Source organism: Enterococcus sp. C53, from assembly GCF_040887425.1.
Taxonomy (GTDB): domain Bacteria; phylum Bacillota; class Bacilli; order Lactobacillales; family Enterococcaceae; genus Enterococcus_B; species Enterococcus_B hirae.
In genome coordinates, this window is record NZ_JBFOFT010000001.1 from 224,346 (window position 1) to 242,202 (window position 17,857).

Here is a 17,857-nt window from a genome sequence, read left to right on the forward strand (position 1 = left end):
AGTAAAAAGAAGATGAAAATGAAAAAATGGGCTTCTGTGTTTGTGGCTGCAGCAGCAGTATTTGCGTTAAGTGCTTGTGGAAAGAATGAAAAGGTAGATAGTTCAAGTGAGGATATCGTAACAGAAATCAATGAAAAGACAACGATCAACTTCTGGCATGCGATGAATGGTGCGCAAGAAGAAGCATTAACTAAATTTACAGATGACTTCATGAAAGAAAATCCTAATATCAAGGTAGAGTTACAAAATCAATCGCAATATTCGGATCTTCAAGCAAAAATCAATTCGACATTACCTTCACCTAAGGATCTGCCGACAATCACTCAAGCTTATCCAGGATGGCTATGGAATGCCGCTCAAGATGAGATGTTGGTTGATTTAGACCCATATATCGAAAATGATACGATTGGCTGGAAGGATCAGGAAGAAATCCGTGATTCATTATTAGAAGGTGCTAAAATTGATGACAAACAATATGGTATCCCTTTTAACAAATCAACGGAAATGCTTTTCTACAATGCAGATCTATTAAAACAATATAACGTTGAAGTGCCGACGACACTAGCAGAATTAAAAGAAGCTTCAAAAACGATCTATGAAAAATCAGATGGGCAAGTGGTGGGTGCTGGGTTTGATTCATTGAATAACTACTATGCGATCGGTATGAAGAATCAAGGTGTTGATTTTGACAAAGACTTAGCTTTAGATGGGAAAGAATCACAAAAAGTGATCGATTACTATGCTGAGGGTGTCAAAGATGGTTATTTCCGAATTGCTGGATCGGATAAGTACTTGTCAGGTCCTTTTGCAAATGAACAAGTGGCAATGTTTGTTGGCTCGATTGCTGGAGAAGGTTATGTGAAAAAAGATACTGAAGGAAAATTTGAGTATGGCGTTGCGCCACGTCCTGAAAAAATCAATTTGCAACAAGGAACGGATATCTATATGTTCAGTAGTGCCAGTGCTGAAAAACGCACAGCTGCTTTTGAATATATGAAATTTTTAGCGCAACCGGAAAACCAACTGTATTGGGCAAATATGACTGGTTATATGCCAATCGTTGAATCGGTTCTTGAAAGTGATGAATACAAGGATTCTAAAGAGACAAAAGTACCACAATATTTAGAAGAAGCCACTTCTGATCTATTCTCGATCCCTGTGATTGAAAACGCAGATCCTGCTTATAATGAGGTACGTTCGATCATGGAAAACATTTTATCGAATACGAATCAAGATACGAAGAAACTGATAAAAGATTCCGTTCCTCAATTGGAAGATGCTTGGAATCAATAAACAATCGAACGAAAGAACGTTCAGAACGTTAGCTTGTTTGCTTTAGGCGGTTGAGACAAAAGTGTTTAACATCAAGAAATAAGAAGGAGTTTCCGAAATTTTCTTCTCAAATTTTGGGTCAATTTCGGCTTATTTTTCGAAGATGCTGCTTTTGTCTCGCTGTGAACAAGAGGCTGTGAGAGAAGCGTTTAGCTCCGAGCGGATAAGAGAGGATTTTTTAAAATAGTTCCTCATATTTTAGAAAATCATCGCTTATTGTTGAGGAATTGCTTCTTGAACGCCGTTTAGTAAGCGGTCGTGAAAAGAGTGTCTTGACCTGAGCGCTCACCAAGTAAAAACTGCGACGAGTAATCGCAGGAGCATTAAGGAAGAAAATCTCGAAACAGCTTTCCATGTTTTGAGATTTTTTGACTTATCGCCCAAGGTCAGCTCTTTGAACACCGTAAATCAGAGGTCGTGAAAACATCGGGTAGCTCTGATGACAATAAGAAAGAATTTTTTGAAACAGCTTCTCATGTTTTGAAAAATTCAGGCTTATTTCAAGGAGCTGATGTTTGAACGCCGTTTATTCGTTTTTAGAGAGACTAAAAGAGACTGAGGCAAGTTTTGGTTCAGTCTCATGAAATGGGAGACAAGTATGAAAATAACATTGTTAGCAACTAGTGACGTCCATGGGTATATCTATCCAACGAACTATGCGACGGATCAAGAACAACCTTATGGCTATGCTAAAATTGCCAGTAGGATCAAACAAATCAGAGAAACTAGCCCAGACCCTCTTTATGTCATTGATAACGGTGACTTCATTCAGGGGTCACCTTTTAGTTACTACTTAGCAAAACAACAAGATCACCACGTCTCAGAATTAACGAATGTCTTAAATGAAATGGATGTGGATGCTAGTATATTAGGAAATCATGAATTTAATTATGGCTTATCTTACTTAGAACAAGCTATCGCTAGTTATCATCATCCTGTCTTATCTGCTAATATTTTAACGAGCAAAGGCGATCCTTATTTTGGACAGCCCTATGTGATGATTGAAAAACAAGGGATCAAAGTGGCGATTTTAGGGTTGACCACGCAATATATCCCCCATTGGGAACAACCTGAAACAATTAAAGACCTACAATTTGTATCTGCAGTTGAAGCAGCGAAACAGTATGTACCTAAACTTAGAGAATTAGCAGATGTAGTGGTTGTAGCTTATCATGGTGGATTCGAGAAAGATTTAGAGACTGGCGAACCCACCGAAGCATTGACTGGCGAAAATGAAGGCTTCCAACTACTCCAAGAAGTAGCTGGGATGGATGCGTTGATTACTGGGCACCAACATCGAGTGATTGCTACGAAGGTAAATGGTGTGCCGATTATCCAACCGGGCTATCGTGGCGAATTTTTAGGTAAAATCGAATTATCCTTGGAACGAACGGTTAATGGTTATCGTGTTTCGGACGGAAAAGCAGAACTGATTTCCTTAGTAACTGACGAGGCAGATGAAGACATTCTTTCACTTGTTCAAAAAACAGAAAATGAATTGCAAACATGGCTTGATCAACCAGTGGGAGAGGTACAAGGAAACATGAAAATCACTGATCCGATGCAAGCACGAATCGTGGAACATCCTTATATTGAGTTTATTAATCGGGTGCAAATGGCTGCCAGCGGAGTACCGATTTCTGGAACGGCTCTGTTCAACAATGAAGGTCAAGGATTCAATGAAACTATTACAATGAGAGAAATTATTACCAATTATATTTATCCTAATACTTTAGCAGTTCTTAAAATTACAGGGCAGGATCTAAGAGATGCCTTAGAACAAACAGCAAACTTCTTGGCAATAGAATCAGGCGAGATCGTATTTAATCCTACGTTCATTGAACCTAAACCACAGTATTATAATTATGACATGTATGAGGGCATTGATTATGAGATCGATTTACGTCAACCAGTAGGGCAAAGGATCACTAAATTAGCCAGAGCAGGCAAACCGATCCATCCTGAGGAAGAGCTGGAAGTAGTCATGAATCAGTACAGAGCGGTCGGTGGTGGGAATTATCACATGTTCTCTGCCGATAAAATCATTCGTGAAATCCAAATCGATATGACTGAACTGATTGCTGATTATTTAAGAAAACATCAACGAATTCATGCTGAAGTAAATCATAACTTTCGGGTAATCAAGTAAACAAGGGGGACAGAAATTAGTGAAATCTGTCTATTCAAGTCTATTCAAGAAAAGAGCAAGCCAAAACGAAGGTAAATAAATCGAAGCATGCAATTAACAAAATTGTTTATCAAAACTAATCCAAAAGGTAATTGTTGTAAATGATTAACAGTCTCAAGTGTTGTAAGTTTCAGGTTATTTTCAATGTACTTATAACGTTTTTTTGGTGAAAGTATGTTCTTAGAAACGTTCTAAATTTGCTTTACTATAAATTTAGTTACAACCTTTTTTATAAAACGATCCATCAGTATGGGTTATTTATAAAAAAATTTTCGTTATTTAATATCTTTTTTTACTTTTTTGTCTTTACTCTTCATTTTTTGTATATAATGGAATAGGCAAATTTGAATGGGAGTGGAGAAAGGTATGAGAAAAAAACGTCCTTTTCTTCTCTTTTGGTTAGTTGGTTTTTTCTTACTGCTTTTTTTATCAGCCGCAGTTTCAGGAAAAATGACAGCAGATATCGCTCAACTAGAAACAGAAAAAATCATTGCAAGTAAAGAATCAGTAGATAAATTTAAAAAAGAATTTTCTACTTATTGGTGGAAGGATTACAAGATAGTAGCCAACTATGATAAGGGAGAATTAGAGCTTTATTTGCCAAAAGACAAGGAAAGTAATCAGTTTATCAATATTGATGATGTCTTAAGTGCTATATCGTTAAGACAATATCAATTCAACGATAAACATTTGACCGTCTTACTTTTAACCAATGACGGAGAAAAACTAGCTCGATTAAAGAACGGAAAAGTAATAACCAGCTATTCAGATAAGGTGAATCGTGAGGTTGTTAGTACCCGTCTGAAAGATTGGATAAAAATGAATAAAGAAGTCAAAGAAAATTCTGATACGACTCAGGAAAGTTCTTCTGAACGTTCGGAAACAATTCAAAGTACGACCCAAAGTAAGTCCAAGACGCAATCGAGTCGTACAACTAAAAATAGCACAAAAAACAGCAAAGCAAGTCAGCAACAGAAGGCAAAGTAACACGAGTATTTTAGTAAGAGTACGCAAACTGTGAAATAGATGGGGCAACACGTCTTTTCCAGCTCAAGTACTGAAAGGTGCATGATAGTCATTCGTTTGAAATGATGGAAGTTCATTTGTTTTTACTAAGTTACTGTTTTTTGCTGAATCTTTGACTGATTGTTCTTGCTTCATTCGATAACTAGAACTATTGTAGTTCAGGTTGACCAAAACAAAAACAGCTAACAAAAACTCCTCAAGATGGACATATTTAGTCTGAGGGGTTCTTTTTTTGGCATAGATATCCATAATTGCTCCCTTCATTTCTAAAAAAAATCTTAAAATAACCCTTTTTTTAGGAAATTTTCATTTTTTAGGAGCAGAATAAAAAAAAATAAAAGAGAGAAGTGATACTTGTGACACATTTGAAAAAATTGTGCCAAAATCGTTTGCTGATTGTTTTGACAGCTAGTTTTTTCTTTTGGCTGAAAACGATCTTTGCCTATTACGTTGATTTTTCATTGGGCGTTGAAGGCAGCATCCAATACTTTATTCTGTGGATTAATCCAATTGCAACGACATTGTTGTTTTTTGGTTTAGCATTATATATAAAAAAATTGAAACCCGCATTGATTGTTCTTTTAATCATTGATATTTTAAATACACTTTTGCTTTATTTGAATATTATTTTTTATCGAGAATTTACAGATTTCGTGACCGTAAAGTCTATTCTAGGCTTTTCTAAAGTTTCACAAGGTTTATCAGGAAGTTCCTTTGCATTAATGAGACCTCATGACATTTTGTATTGGTTGGATATATTAGTATTTGTAGGACTCATCATCTGGATGTTTGTTAAAAAAATACCAGTAAAAAGTCCTGCAGTCTCTAAACCAGTGGCGATCGCAGTTACTTGTCTGTCAGCGTTGATTTTTTCAGGAAATTTAGCGCTTAGTGAAGCAAATCGTCCCCAATTGTTGCAACGGACGTTTGACCGTTCTTACATCGTCAAATATTTGGGAATCGATGCCTATACTATTTACGATGCTATCAAAACAGGGATGACAAGTAGTGTTCGTGCGCATGCAAGTAGTAATGGTGTAGAAGAAGTGAGAAAATACACCGAAAATCATTATGCTGCTCCTAATCCAGCAACATTTGGCGTGGCTAAAGGGAAAAACATCATTGTCCTGCATTTAGAAAGCTTCCAACAATTTCTAATCAATATGAAGGTAGATGGTCAAGAAGTAACGCCATTCTTAAATAGTATCTATAAGAATCAATCAACGATCAGCTTTGACAATTTCTTCCATGAAGTTGGGCAAGGAAAAACAAGTGATGCAGAAAATATGTTAGAGACGGGAACTTTTGGTTTACCACAAGGTTCTTTGTTCACCGAGCTAGGTTCAGATAACACGTTCCAAGCTGCTCCAGCAATCTTGGCGCAACAGCAAGGCTATACGAGCGCGGTTTTCCATGGGAATGTCGGGAGCTTCTGGAACCGAGATCATGTGTATAAAAATTTAGGCTATGACAACTTCTTTGATCGTTCTTATTTCAATAGTTCAGATGAAACGTTGGGATATGGTATTTTAGATAAGGACTTATTCAGAGAATCAGCTAAATATTTGGAACATTTACAACAACCGTTCTATACTAAGTTTCTTTCGGTAACCAATCATACGCCATACTATACAGACGATAAACATTTTAATTTCCCATCATTGAAGACTGGCAATAGCAGAGTAGATGATTACGTCCGGACAGCTCATTATTTAGATCAATCGTTGGAACAATTCTTTACGTATTTGAAAAAATCCGGTATCTATCAAAATTCGATGTTTGTCATCTACGGAGATCATTTTGGAATATCCAATACGGATAATAAAGACTTGGCGAAAGCCTTAGGAAAAGACCCTGCTACTTGGGATGATTTTGATAATGCTCAAATGCAGCGAGTGCCATTGATGTTCCACATTCCAGGTTATAAAAAAGGTGAGATCAATCATGAATATGGTGGCGAAATTGATGTGTTACCTACCCTGTTACACTTAGTAGGAATCAATGATAAAGACTATATCCATTTTGGTACAGATTTGCTTTCACCACAGCATGATCAGTTGGTTGCCTTTAGAAATGGTAATTTTGCGACACCTAAATATACCGTTTTAGATGGAAAAACTTATAATAACCAAACAGGGGAAATCATTGATCCTAAAAAAGCTGGTATCCAAAAAGAAGTGGAAAAAGATCAGAATCAAGTCAAAACGGCTTTAAGTTTATCTGATAAGTTGAATCAAGAGAATCTATTACGTTTCTATGTACCAGATAACTTTAAAACGATTGATCCCAAAAAGTATGATTATAAAAATGATGCAGAGAAAAATGAAACCATTGAAAAACAAAAAGGAAGCAAGTCCACGAGTGTTTATTCTAAAAATGGAAATAAAACAACGACTAACCTTTACCCTGCAGAAACAGATGAGAATAATTAAATGAATAGTTAATAAAACTTCCAAAAAAGTCGATTTGTTTTCACTTTTTTGGAAGTTTTTTTTATATAATTCGTAAACTTTTTTATTTTAGCGTATGTAATTAGTGAAGGAAACAAATTTTTTACAGCGATTCTTTTGGAAGTGAAAAATCCGAGGAAATTTGGATAGGTGTAAAAAATGATGGCTGAATTCAGTTGAATCAAATAAAAATAGAAAAGGAAAATAGGATAAACTTGTCAGCTATAGGTTGACCGAAGAATAAAAATCAGAAACAACAAGGAGGGGAAACGTTTAATCAAAACAACAACTGGCAATGAACGAACATGTACATATAGAAGCACAGATCCAAGCAGCTAATTTATTTTTCAACACTTTGGCTAAACATTTCTTATCATACAAACGGTCATGTGATACGTGTTGTAGAAGTGTTACAAGAAGGATGAAAGATCAACTGTTTCGTACATGGCACTCACTCAGTTATTGGTTTTGGTAACGATCAATTATGTATGATGGAGAATTAATCAAGCAACTTCGAGTGAATCGAAAGTTGACACAAACACAGTTAGCAAAGGGAATCTGTTCTAAAACATCTCTAGTAGGAATCGAAAATCATACCGTAAAGAAGATCTCTTTTTGTACACTAAAAGCCTTCTTGGAACGCTTAAATATTTCTTTGGCCGAATATGAATGGTTACGTAATCAGCTTGAAGAACCCAAAAAAACGAAGAAAAGTCGGCATCTTTTAAATAAAATCCAAGAAGAGAACTTTGATCCTTATAAGGAAATTGCCAACAACCGAAAGCAATATAAAAAAACAGCTGATTTATACTATTTAATGTTAAATCTACAGATGTTTTGGCAGACGAATGGAAAAATGGAGTTGCAATTAGAATTTCTAGGATATGAGTGTCGTACGATTGAAGAATACTTTATGAAAATCAGGGAATATGGTCATTTTGAGTTAGACATTCTTTCCAAGTATCCCTATATTTTCAGTGATTCATTTCTAGACAATCATTACTTGAAAATCAAAAAAAGAATGCGACAAATGACCGATTCTTTGAATGAAGACTATTTATTTACATTTTTAATGAATCTCACACTTTATTATATCGATAAAAAACGTTTCAAAAAAGCGCGTAGTATCAACCTCGATATGTCTCGCAGTTTGGCACACAAAGAAAAATCAACAATCATTTATGAAAGTTTGATGACAGAATACTACAGAAAGCTGATTGCACAAGCCTTAGGTGAACCACTTTCAAAAGAGTTGAATACTTTTTTTACGGTCATCGAATATACCCTAGGCAAGAAAGAGCGCAAACGTCTTGAAGAGAAACTTTTGGAAGTGATAAAAGAAGAAGAGAAAAAAATGATGTTGTTTGAACAGATTGCAAAAATAGAACAAGAATAAGTAAGGCAAGTGAATAAGAGTAGAAAAGACCTTGCAATAATCATTGACTAAACGAACTGTCAGGTACTTTTCTGCTCTTTCACTCAACTATCAGTAAGAGCAAATCTGTTTGGTCATTCAGGATGAACGATCTCAGATTTTTGCTTTTTTGTATCGAATAATGGGAAAAAACGATTGATTTCATTGGTTGCAGCATCTCTTGAATCAGATGCATGAATGATATTTTCAGTTCCAGGTAAGGCATAATCTCCACGAATCGTTCCAGGAACAGCATCTACAGCTTTAGTTGCACCGACCATCTTACGGACGATATCGATGACATCCTCTCCAGCTAAAACAAGATAGACTACTGGTCCCGAGGTCATATAATCAATTAATTCATCGAAAAAGCTCCGACCGCTTAAGTGATGATAATGCTCTTGTGCGAGTTCTTTTGTCATTGTTGCAAACTTCATTTCAGTAATTGCTAATCCTTTTTCTTCAAATCGTTGGATGATCCGCCCAATTAAATGACGTCTGACACCATCCGGTTTGATAATGACCAATGTACGTTCCATCTGATACACCCCTTTTTTTGTTATACCTTTATTATACTGGTGTCTGAGTAAACCCACAATCAAAGTGAAAAAGCTGATCAACATACGAGCTATTAAGTACAATAAGAATTTTCTAACCCCATCAATCAAAAACAATTTATTTACCATAAATGTTTGGAAAAAGCAAAAAATAAGTTTGACAATCGGTGCATAAGTTGTTATATTTACGAAGGAAAACTAAATAGGATTTGTTAGGTGAGGCTCCTATACAAACACAGGCTACTGCCCAAAAACGTCGAGAGACGCCAATGGGTAGAACAGGAATTGTCGAGACAAGGCTTTTCATAAGGTAGCTAAAAGCAAGGAATTGCTTTTTACGTTGTACAGTGTCAAAACTCAACGATGAGATCAAAGAAGCTTTTTTTTATGTGCTTTTTCGACCTTTCGCTGAATTTTTGATGAAAGGTCTTTTTGTGTTGAAACAATCCTAACAAACAAAAAATGGAGGTGGTTTCGTTGGGAAGTTGATGCTTTTAAAACGAAAGAGAAACAAGAACAATTCTATCAAGTTAAAGGAGATGAGAACAAATGGATGACAGTCCTGCGAAGAAAATAATGCGAGAGAAATTGCTGGCTGAGGCTATTATCTATCTGTTTTCAGCCCCTTTAAATACAGCATTTTCTCCATTACTCAACTAACTAAAAATAACCCAGCTTAAATAAGTATTGCTTATATTTACTGGGTCTAAGGAGAAAAATGAGATGGAAAAAAAGAGAGATACACAAAAAATGTATGCTGCATTTGCAGGAAAGACAAAACAAGAATTATTGAACTTCTTTCATTCGACTGATCAAGGAATGAAAGACGAACAAATTGAAGAATCAAGAGAAAAATATGGTGAAAATTCAATCTCTTATGGGAAGAAAACACCCTTTATTGTAGAAGCTTTAAAAGCTTATATTACACCATTCACCTTGGTATTGATTGCACTCGGAGTGATTTCATTTATCACAGAATACGTGTTAGCCGCTCCTGGGGATAAAGATTTATTTGGAGTAATTATCATCTTTACGATGGTCATCGTCAGTGGAACGATGACGTTGGTTCAATCTGTTCGCTCTAACCAAGCCGCAGAAAAATTAAAATCATTGGTAAAAGTAACCGCAGCAGTTAAACGTAACGGTGATTATACTGAGATTCCAATGGAAGAAATCGTTTGTGGAGACCTTGTTCGATTATCAGCAGGTGATATGATTCCTGCAGATATGCGTCTGTTGTCAGCCAAAGATTTATTTATTTCACAAGCTGCCTTAACTGGTGAAAGTTACCCTGTCGAAAAGCAAGCGATTGTTTACGATGATGAGACTTTGAGTGAAACTAGTTATGAAAATTTGGCTTTTATGGGAAGTAACGTTATCAGCGGGAGTGCTGAAGGTATTATTGTATCTGTTGGTAATGAAACATTATTTGGAAATGTGGCTCAAACGCTCTCTGAAAAACCGATCAAATCAAGCTTTGAAATTGGTATTCATAAAACATCCATGTTATTGATCAAATTCATGGCTTTAATGGCACCAACAGTTATCGTTATCAATGGGTTGACTAAAGGGGATTGGCTGGAAGCTTTTCTATTCGGTTTATCTGTAGCAGTCGGTCTTACACCTGAAATGTTACCAATGATTGTTACTACGAACTTAGTTAAAGGCGCTAGTGTGATGGCGAAAAAAGGAACAGTCATCAAAAATTTGAATGCGATCCAAAACTTTGGTGCGATCGACGTGTTATGTACGGATAAAACTGGGACATTGACTCAAGATAAAATCATTTTAGAATACCACATGGATTGTTCTGGTAAAGAAGATGATCGTGTTTTACGCCATGCGTATTTAAATAGTTACTATCAAACAGGATTAAAAAATCTGTTGGATGTAGCAATTATTGATGAAGCCAAACAAACGTTAGCAACCGATAAAATCAATTATCGCAAAGTGGATGAAATTCCATTTGACTTTGAACGTCGTCGGATGAGTGTCGTTGTAGAGGACACCGCAGGTAAAACACAAATGATTACCAAAGGTGCGATCGAAGAGATGTTGAGTATCTCTAATTACATCGACATTGATGGGATCGTTAGTCCATTAACCAATGAAAAAAGAGAATCAGTTCTTGCAAAAGTGAGAGATTTAAATGAAGATGGTCTACGTGTAATCGGGGTGGCCCAAAAAACAAACCCAAGCGTAGTTGGCGAATTTTCAGTGAAAGATGAGTCAGATATGGTATTGATTGGATACCTTGCTTTCCTTGATCCTCCAAAAGAAACGACGAAACAAGCACTAAAAGCATTGAAAGATCATGGTGTCGCAGTCAAAGTCTTAACTGGTGATAATGAATTAGTCACTCGTTCGGTTTGTCGTCAAGTGGGTCTGGAAATTAATGAATTGATCACTGGCGAAAAGATTTCAGAAATGGATGATCGCGAATTAGCACAAGTTGCTGAAAATCATGAAGTATTTGTTAAATTGAATCCTCAACAAAAGGCTCGTTTAACGACTGCTTTACGTCAAAATGGCCATACCGTGGGCTTTTTAGGTGATGGTATCAATGATGCACCGGCAATGAAAGTAGCGGATATCGGTATTTCGGTTGATACAGCAGTAGATATCGCAAAAGAATCAGCCGATGTGATCTTACTAGAAAAAGATTTAACGATTTTAGAAAGAGGTCTTTTATCTGGTCGAGAAACATTTGGGAACATCATGAAATACATCAAGGCAACTGCAAGTTCAAACTTTGGGAATATGTTCTCTGTCTTAGTTGCTAGCACATTCTTACCATTCTTACCAATGTTGCCACTGCAAATTCTCTTTTTGAATTTGATTTACGATGTGTCTTGTATCTCACTTCCATGGGATAAAATGGATAAAGAATATCTACATGAGCCTAAAAAATGGGAAGCATCAAGCATTGGGAAATTTATGGTATATTTTGGACCTACGAGTTCGATTTTTGATATCACTACCTACTTATTGATGTACTTTATCATTTGTCCAGCAGTTGTAGGTGGAGATTTCCATACATTAGATGCACAACAAAAGATCGTATTTATTGCGTTGTTCCATGCAGGTTGGTTCGTTGAATCATTATGGTCACAAACATTAGTCCTACACGCACTACGGACACCAAAGATTCCATTTATTCAAAGCAATGCGACATTTGCGATGTTTACGATTACGACATTAGGAATCGTTGTAGGTTCGATTCTGCCATTTACAGGCTTTGGTGCAGAACTAGGTTTGATGCCGTTACCAGGAACTTACTGGACTTGGTTAGTCGTAACGATTTTAGCTTACTTGACATTAGTGACAATGGTCAAAAAATTCTATATTAAAAAATTTGGTGAACTATTGTAATGGTCGATGAATGAACACCGTTTACCCGTCCGTTCTCACCTCTAATCATGAGTTCGGGGCACTTCAAAAGTGCCTCGGACTCATTTTTTTCTATACCTTTCATTTTATTATGAAAGGAAAATATGATTCGTTCTGTGCAAATAACAATGAAACATGCTAAACTATGGATATTGTTTTCTGAAAGGAATAGTGAAAAATGAAAGGCGCAATATTTGATTTAGATGGACTATTAGTTGACACGGAGAAAACCTATCGTGATGGTTGGTTATGGGGATTCCAACAGTATGATTTAGCGATTCCCAAAGAAGTAGTAGATGCTTGGGGAGGTAAAAACTGGAAGCAAAGTTTTGACATCTTAGTGAAAGCAGCTGGAAGCCCTGAAAAAGTTCAAGAAGTTCGTGCTAAGCGTGAAGAATATTTTTATCAACAGCTTCATAACGGTGGGATACAATTAAAACCCTATGCAAAAGAAGTTTTAACTGAATTAAAAAAACGTGACTTACGACTTGGATTAGCGACAACGACAGTTACTAAAAGAGCGACTGATATCTTAGCCCAATTTGATTTGGCTAATTATTTTGATACGATGACATTCGGTGATGAAGTAAGTGAAAACAAGCCTTCACCTGTTCCTTACTTGACCGCTTTAGAAAGAACAAAATTAGTTGCTTCAGAAGCATTTGCAGTGGAAGATTCTTTAGTTGGAGCTACTTCTGCTTCCCGAGCTGGGATGGGCGTTGTTTTAATTCCAGATACTAGTTTTGAACGAAATTATACAGCAGAAGAAAAAGAAAAATTAAATTTACTTGCTGAAGGAAACGACTTACGAACTGTTATTGAAATGTTAGATAAAAAAACAACAAAATAATTCAATCATTTTTTTGTAAACTTCTTCCTTGACTTTTAATTATGAGTACGGTAAATTATTCGCAACAACTAAATAAGTATATTCGTTGATAGGGAGAGTAAACTTGAACGATTTCCTAGAGAGGCTCTGTTTGGTGAAAAGAGTCAAATCCGCAAAGTTGAAAATGGCCTTGGAGAATAATTTGTCGATAAGTAGATAAATTCGGTCGTCGTTCAACCGTTAAACTGAACCCCAATCTCTCAGGAATGAGACGTTGGCTAGAGGGAAGGAAACTTCCGAATAAAGGTGGTACCACGATTCGTCGTCCTTTTACTAACATTTTTTGTTGGTAAGAGGATTTTTTTTATATATTTTTTTGCAATGATGTAGTAAGTACAGTTGGAAATCTTTTAACAGAGAGCTTCGGGAGCTGAGAAGAAGCAAAGAGGAACGATTGGAAAATGGCTACTGAGCATTTTACCCCAAGCATTTTGTGAGGCGGTAACGGCTGCGACCGGTATCTCGCTAGAGTATGTTTGTACTTGAAGAGGAGCGACATGTGAATGTGGCTTGAATATGAGGTGGTAACACGCAAAAAGGCGTCCTCAAGGAAATGATTGAGTTCATTTTCTTGAGGATGCCTTTTTTATTATACAACAAGGAGGAGAACGAATGATTGAGTTAAAAAACATCAGTGTCCATTTTGAGCAAAAAGGTAAAGACATCCCAGCTGTCAATGAAGTGAATTTATCGGTGTCCCAAGGAGATATCTATGGCATTGTGGGCTATTCTGGGGCAGGAAAAAGCACATTAGTTCGTGTGATGAATTTTTTACAGAAACCAACGAAGGGGGAAGTAATCATCCAACAGACGAATTTAGGTGATCTCACACCAAAAGAATTGAGAAAAGAACGGAAAACGATTGGTATGATTTTTCAACATTTCAACTTAATGGAAAGTTGCACAATTTTTGACAACGTTGATTTCTCCTTAAAGTATACTGGGAAATCAAAACAGGAACGTCGTCAGAAAGTAAGTGACTTACTGGATTTAGTAGGGTTAAAGGAAAAAGCTTCTGCCTATCCCAACCAATTATCTGGAGGACAGAAACAACGAGTAGCGATTGCGAGAGCTTTAGCAAATGATCCCAAAATATTGCTTTGTGATGAAGCGACGAGTGCCCTTGACCCAAAAACGACTCATCAAATTCTAGCGTTGCTCAAAAAATTAAATCGCCAATTAGGATTAACGATCGTCTTGATCACCCACGAAATGCAAGTAGTGAAAGAAATTTGTAATAAAGTGGCGGTGATGGAAGCTGGACGAATCATCGAAAGTGGAAGTAGTGTTCAAATTTTTAGTCATCCAAAAGAAGAACTAACGAAAGATTTTATACGTACAGCGACTCACTTAGATCAAGCATTGGAAAAGATTACTGGACAGCAAGGCTTTGCAGAAGAGCTTACGGATAAATGGCTAGTTGAACTGAGTTATGTGGGGAGCCAAACGAATGAACCATTGATTGCCCAGTTGTATAGCAAATACCAAGTAACAGCAAACATTCTTTATGGCAATATCGAATGGCTGCAAGAAACACCGATAGGTAGCTTGGTGGTAACTTTAGCGGGAGATAGCATTCAAAAACAAAAAGCTCTAGATTATTTGATCCAATTAGGTATCAAAGTCAATCTCTTACAAAAACATGAAACACAAGAAAGAATCAAACTCGTTGAAGGAGGCGTTTAAGATGAACGAATGGCTCAAAAGCTATCTGCCAAATGTTTATTTGATCCCAGATGAATTCATTGAAGCGACAAAGCAAACACTATATATGACTTTCTGGTCTGCTTTGATTGGGGGAATCTTGGGCATTATATTAGGGGTGGTTTTAGTCGTTACCCGCCCTAAAGGATTAATTGAAAACCGCTTATGTTTTGAACTTTTTGATAAGGTGATCAATATCGTACGATCCATTCCATTTATCATTTTACTCTCTTTACTTGCATTGACGACTCGTTTTATTGTCGGAACAACAATTGGAGCAACGGCAGCACTAGTTCCTTTGATTGTCGGCATCGTTCCTTTTTTTGCTCGACAAATCGAAAATGCCTTGCTTGAAGTTGATCCCGGTGTTATCGAAGCTGCACAAGCAATGGGAACGAGTCCATTGGGTATCATTTTTCGTGTTTATTTACTGGAAGGACTACCTAGTATCATTCGTGTCTCAGCTTTAACGATCATCAATGTTATTGGCTTAACCGCAATGGCAGGTGCTGTAGGAGCTGGTGGTTTAGGAAATTTAGCTATTTCTCGGGGCTATAATCGATTTCAAACAGACGTAACGGTTGTTGCGACATTATTGATTTTGGCATTGGTGTTTTTAAGTCAATTTATCAGTAATTTTCTAATTAAAAAAATATCACATTAATGGAGGAGAAAAAATGAAAAAAGTGATTCGATTTGCTGTAGTGACATTCGTCGCATTATTTTGGTTGGCAGGCTGTAGTCAAGGAAAGGCAGATACAAAAACAAAAGAAACAACTGTCAAATTAGGGGTGATTGGTGAAGATACAGATGTTTGGGACGATGTAAAAGCACGTCTAAAAAAGGAGAATATTGAATTAGAATATGTAAAGTTTACCGATTATAATCAACCAAATGCGGCCTTAGCTGATGGCTCAATTGATTTGAATGCCTTTCAACACCAGTTCTTTTTAGATAACTATAATGAAGAACATGGCACAAATCTAGTTTCAATCGGAAACACCGTAAATGCCCCATTAGGAATCTATTCCAATACGATCAAAAAGATTGAGGAAGTAAAAGAAGGTGCAAAAGTAGCCATCCCTAATGATGTAACCAATGGGGGACGCGCTTTACTTCTTCTTCAATCAGCGGGGCTGATCAAAGTTGATCCATCGAAGGGACAGACTCCGACGATTTCTGATGTGACAGAAAACGATAAAAAACTTAATCTCACAGAATTGGATGCTTCGCAAACAGCACGTGCGCTAAACAATGTGAGTCTTTCGGTCATCAATAGTGGGGTAGCAGTCGATGCAGGGTTCACACCAACGAAAGATGCAATTTTCTTAGAACCAGTGGATGATCGTGCCCGCCCTTATGTCAACATCATTGTTGCCCGAAAAGAAGATGAAACAAACCGTACGTATCAAAAAATCGTTGATACTTATCAAACTGAAGCAACTGCTAAAGTCATTGAAGAAACGTCAAAAGGTTCGAGTGTTCCAGCATGGAAAACCTTTGGTCGTAAATGAGCATCATCAGAAAGTACAGCTCAAATGAACTAGAAATTTTTATCGGAAGCCAGCATACAAGGAGGATTTTTTTTATGACTACATCAACTATTTCAACGAATCGATCCAGTTTATTGAAAGAAGCGATCCAAGAAAGATTACCAGAATATCAAGCACTTGCCTTGGATATCCATCAACATCCAGAAGTGAGCAATTACGAATTTTATTCATCTGCTGCATTGATTCGCCAGTTAGAAAAAGAAGGCTTTACAGTTGAAAAGGAGGTCGCTGGACACCATACAGGATTTGCTGCTAGCTATCGCTCAGATAAACCAGGTCCGACGATTGCATTTTTAGCTGAATTTGATGCACTTCCTGGAATTGGACATGCGTGTGGACATAATCTTTTTGGAACGTATTCCGTATTAGCCGCGAGTATCATTAAGAAACAAATTGACGAAATTGGTGGTGAGATCCGAGTGTATGGAACACCAGGGGAAGAAGGAGGAGAGAATGGTTCAGCGAAAGGGAGCTTTGTTCGTGAGGGATTATTTGACGATGTGGCGGCTGCTTTATGTGCTCATCCAGCTTACCGTTACGGAAAAACAACCGAATCGCTAGCTAATGATCCAGTTGATATCAAATTTTATGGAGTTGCTTCTCACGCTGCTGCTGCACCCGAAAAGGGAGTTAACGCATTAGAAGCACTGATCCAAGTTTTTAATGGTATCAACGCACTACGCTTACAATTACCTAAAGATGTCAATATCCATGGGATCATCACTAACGGCGGAGTTGCTGCTAACGTCATCCCTGAATATGCTGCAGGACGTTTTTATTTACGGGCTGGCAATCGCCAAACATTAGATATAGTCTTTAAAAAAGTGGAACAAATCGTGAAAGGGGCTGCGTTGAGTACGGGCACAAGCTATGAATTTGGTTTGTTTCAAAATGCGGTAGATCATATGATTCCGACACCTTCTTTCGATGAGTTGTTTTTTACACATGCAAAAGCAGCTGGAGTTCCAGAAACGGAAATCGATGTAACAGAAAAGACCAGCTTAGGGTCCTCTGATGTAGGGAATGTCAGTCAAGTGATTCCGACGATTCAACCAACTATTTCGATTTCAGATGAGTATATCGCTGGACATTCAGAAGAGTTTAAAGCAGCCGCAAAAAGTGAAAAAGGGTTGGCATCGATCGCCATTGCAGCAGAACTATTAGCGGCTACCGCTTTAGATTTATTCGAACAACCAGCTTTATTGACAAAGATTCAGGAAGAACACCAACAACTTTTAGAAAAAAGTCAGTTAACTGGTTCGACTTTTTAAATAAATAATGATTTATGATTTGAAAAAAATAGTCATTTTGTATTGACAAAAAATCTCGCAGAAGGTAAACTTCATGAAAGTCA

Annotated in this window: 13 protein-coding genes, 1 riboswitch and 2 other annotated features; of the genes, 11 read left to right on the forward strand and 2 right to left on the reverse strand. The window is 37.0% G+C overall.

What is annotated here, in order from left to right:
* Positions 1-12: 12 nt before the first annotated feature.
* The 3 genes from AB3I42_RS01075 to AB3I42_RS01085 all read left to right on the forward strand — a co-directional run bounded on the left by AB3I42_RS01075 (position 13) and on the right by AB3I42_RS01085 (position 4,507).
* Positions 13-1,293, forward strand: a complete 1,281-nt coding sequence (locus tag AB3I42_RS01075; RefSeq protein ID WP_131773239.1) for an extracellular solute-binding protein — start codon at positions 13-15, stop codon at positions 1,291-1,293.
* Positions 1,294-1,930: 637 nt separating this feature from the next.
* Positions 1,931-3,481 (forward strand): bifunctional UDP-sugar hydrolase/5'-nucleotidase, encoded by a 1,551-nt coding sequence (locus AB3I42_RS01080; RefSeq protein ID WP_010738337.1) that lies wholly within the window; start codon positions 1,931-1,933, stop codon positions 3,479-3,481.
* A 405-nt stretch (positions 3,482-3,886) separates the two neighbouring features.
* Complete coding sequence (locus tag AB3I42_RS01085; RefSeq protein ID WP_010738336.1) at positions 3,887-4,507, forward strand: hypothetical protein; 621 nt, start codon at positions 3,887-3,889, stop codon at positions 4,505-4,507.
* Between the two features lie 63 nt (positions 4,508-4,570).
* Here AB3I42_RS01085 and AB3I42_RS01090 read toward each other — a convergent pair whose 3' ends face one another.
* Entirely contained in the window at positions 4,571-4,795 is a 225-nt protein-coding gene (locus AB3I42_RS01090) for a hypothetical protein (protein ID WP_088762171.1), read from the reverse strand.
* Between the two features lie 107 nt (positions 4,796-4,902).
* Between AB3I42_RS01090 and AB3I42_RS01095 the strand changes: the two genes are divergently transcribed.
* Both AB3I42_RS01095 and AB3I42_RS01100 read left to right on the forward strand, forming a co-directional pair.
* Positions 4,903-6,978 carry an LTA synthase family protein gene (locus tag AB3I42_RS01095; RefSeq protein ID WP_081122999.1) on the forward strand — a complete coding sequence of 692 codons (2,076 nt, stop codon included), beginning with the start codon at positions 4,903-4,905 and terminating at the stop codon, positions 6,976-6,978.
* 502 nt (positions 6,979-7,480) lie between these two features.
* On the forward strand, positions 7,481-8,392 hold the full coding sequence (locus AB3I42_RS01100; RefSeq protein ID WP_010738334.1) for a helix-turn-helix domain-containing protein: 912 nt from the start codon (positions 7,481-7,483) through the stop codon (positions 8,390-8,392).
* A gap of 113 nt (positions 8,393-8,505) precedes the next feature.
* Here AB3I42_RS01100 and ndk read toward each other — a convergent pair whose 3' ends face one another.
* Positions 8,506-8,949, reverse strand: a complete 444-nt coding sequence (gene ndk / locus AB3I42_RS01105) for a nucleoside-diphosphate kinase (RefSeq protein ID WP_010719910.1) — start codon at positions 8,947-8,949, stop codon at positions 8,506-8,508.
* A 219-nt stretch (positions 8,950-9,168) separates the two neighbouring features.
* Positions 9,169-9,343: riboswitch (M-box (ykoK) riboswitch) on the forward strand.
* 347 nt (positions 9,344-9,690) lie between these two features.
* On the opposite strand from ndk, the gene mgtA reads away from it, so the two are divergent.
* The 6 genes from mgtA to AB3I42_RS01135 all read left to right on the forward strand — a co-directional run bounded on the left by mgtA (position 9,691) and on the right by AB3I42_RS01135 (position 17,774).
* Positions 9,691-12,339, forward strand: a complete 2,649-nt coding sequence (gene mgtA, locus AB3I42_RS01110) for a magnesium-translocating P-type ATPase (protein WP_181914611.1) — start codon at positions 9,691-9,693, stop codon at positions 12,337-12,339.
* Between the two features lie 196 nt (positions 12,340-12,535).
* Positions 12,536-13,207 (forward strand): HAD family phosphatase, encoded by a 672-nt coding sequence (locus AB3I42_RS01115; protein WP_010738331.1) that lies wholly within the window; start codon positions 12,536-12,538, stop codon positions 13,205-13,207.
* Positions 13,208-13,283: 76 nt separating this feature from the next.
* Positions 13,284-13,519 (forward strand) — a binding site (T-box leader).
* Between the two features lie 39 nt (positions 13,520-13,558).
* Positions 13,559-13,796: a binding site (T-box leader), on the forward strand.
* Between the two features lie 62 nt (positions 13,797-13,858).
* Positions 13,859-14,932, forward strand: a complete 1,074-nt coding sequence (locus tag AB3I42_RS01120; RefSeq protein WP_131773237.1) for a methionine ABC transporter ATP-binding protein — start codon at positions 13,859-13,861, stop codon at positions 14,930-14,932.
* A gap of 1 nt (position 14,933) precedes the next feature.
* Entirely contained in the window at positions 14,934-15,614 is a 681-nt protein-coding gene (locus AB3I42_RS01125) for a methionine ABC transporter permease (protein ID WP_010719905.1), read from the forward strand.
* Between the two features lie 13 nt (positions 15,615-15,627).
* Positions 15,628-16,464, forward strand: coding sequence for a MetQ/NlpA family ABC transporter substrate-binding protein (locus tag AB3I42_RS01130; RefSeq protein WP_368022200.1), 837 nt, complete (start codon positions 15,628-15,630; stop codon positions 16,462-16,464).
* 74 nt (positions 16,465-16,538) lie between these two features.
* Positions 16,539-17,774, forward strand: a complete 1,236-nt coding sequence (locus AB3I42_RS01135) for a M20 family metallopeptidase (protein ID WP_181914609.1) — start codon at positions 16,539-16,541, stop codon at positions 17,772-17,774.
* Positions 17,775-17,857: the final 83 nt, after the last annotated feature.

Bases quoted from the DNA above. Each gene is read 5' to 3' on its own strand.
- AB3I42_RS01075 (WP_131773239.1), top strand. From the start codon at position 13: ATGAAAATGAAAAAATGGGCTTCTGTGTTTGTGGCTGCAGCAGCAGTA.
- AB3I42_RS01080 (WP_010738337.1), top strand. From the start codon at position 1,931: ATGAAAATAACATTGTTAGCAACTAGTGACGTCCATGGGTATATCTAT.
- AB3I42_RS01085 (WP_010738336.1), top strand. From the start codon at position 3,887: ATGAGAAAAAAACGTCCTTTTCTTCTCTTTTGGTTAGTTGGTTTTTTC.
- AB3I42_RS01090 (WP_088762171.1), bottom strand. From the start codon at position 4,795: ATGGATATCTATGCCAAAAAAAGAACCCCTCAGACTAAATATGTCCAT.
- AB3I42_RS01100 (WP_010738334.1), top strand. From the start codon at position 7,481: ATGTATGATGGAGAATTAATCAAGCAACTTCGAGTGAATCGAAAGTTG.
- ndk (WP_010719910.1), bottom strand. From the start codon at position 8,949: ATGGAACGTACATTGGTCATTATCAAACCGGATGGTGTCAGACGTCAT.
- mgtA (WP_181914611.1), top strand. From the start codon at position 9,691: ATGGAAAAAAAGAGAGATACACAAAAAATGTATGCTGCATTTGCAGGA.
- AB3I42_RS01115 (WP_010738331.1), top strand. From the start codon at position 12,536: ATGAAAGGCGCAATATTTGATTTAGATGGACTATTAGTTGACACGGAG.
- AB3I42_RS01120 (WP_131773237.1), top strand. From the start codon at position 13,859: ATGATTGAGTTAAAAAACATCAGTGTCCATTTTGAGCAAAAAGGTAAA.
- AB3I42_RS01125 (WP_010719905.1), top strand. From the start codon at position 14,934: ATGAACGAATGGCTCAAAAGCTATCTGCCAAATGTTTATTTGATCCCA.
- AB3I42_RS01130 (WP_368022200.1), top strand. From the start codon at position 15,628: ATGAAAAAAGTGATTCGATTTGCTGTAGTGACATTCGTCGCATTATTT.
- AB3I42_RS01135 (WP_181914609.1), top strand. From the start codon at position 16,539: ATGACTACATCAACTATTTCAACGAATCGATCCAGTTTATTGAAAGAA.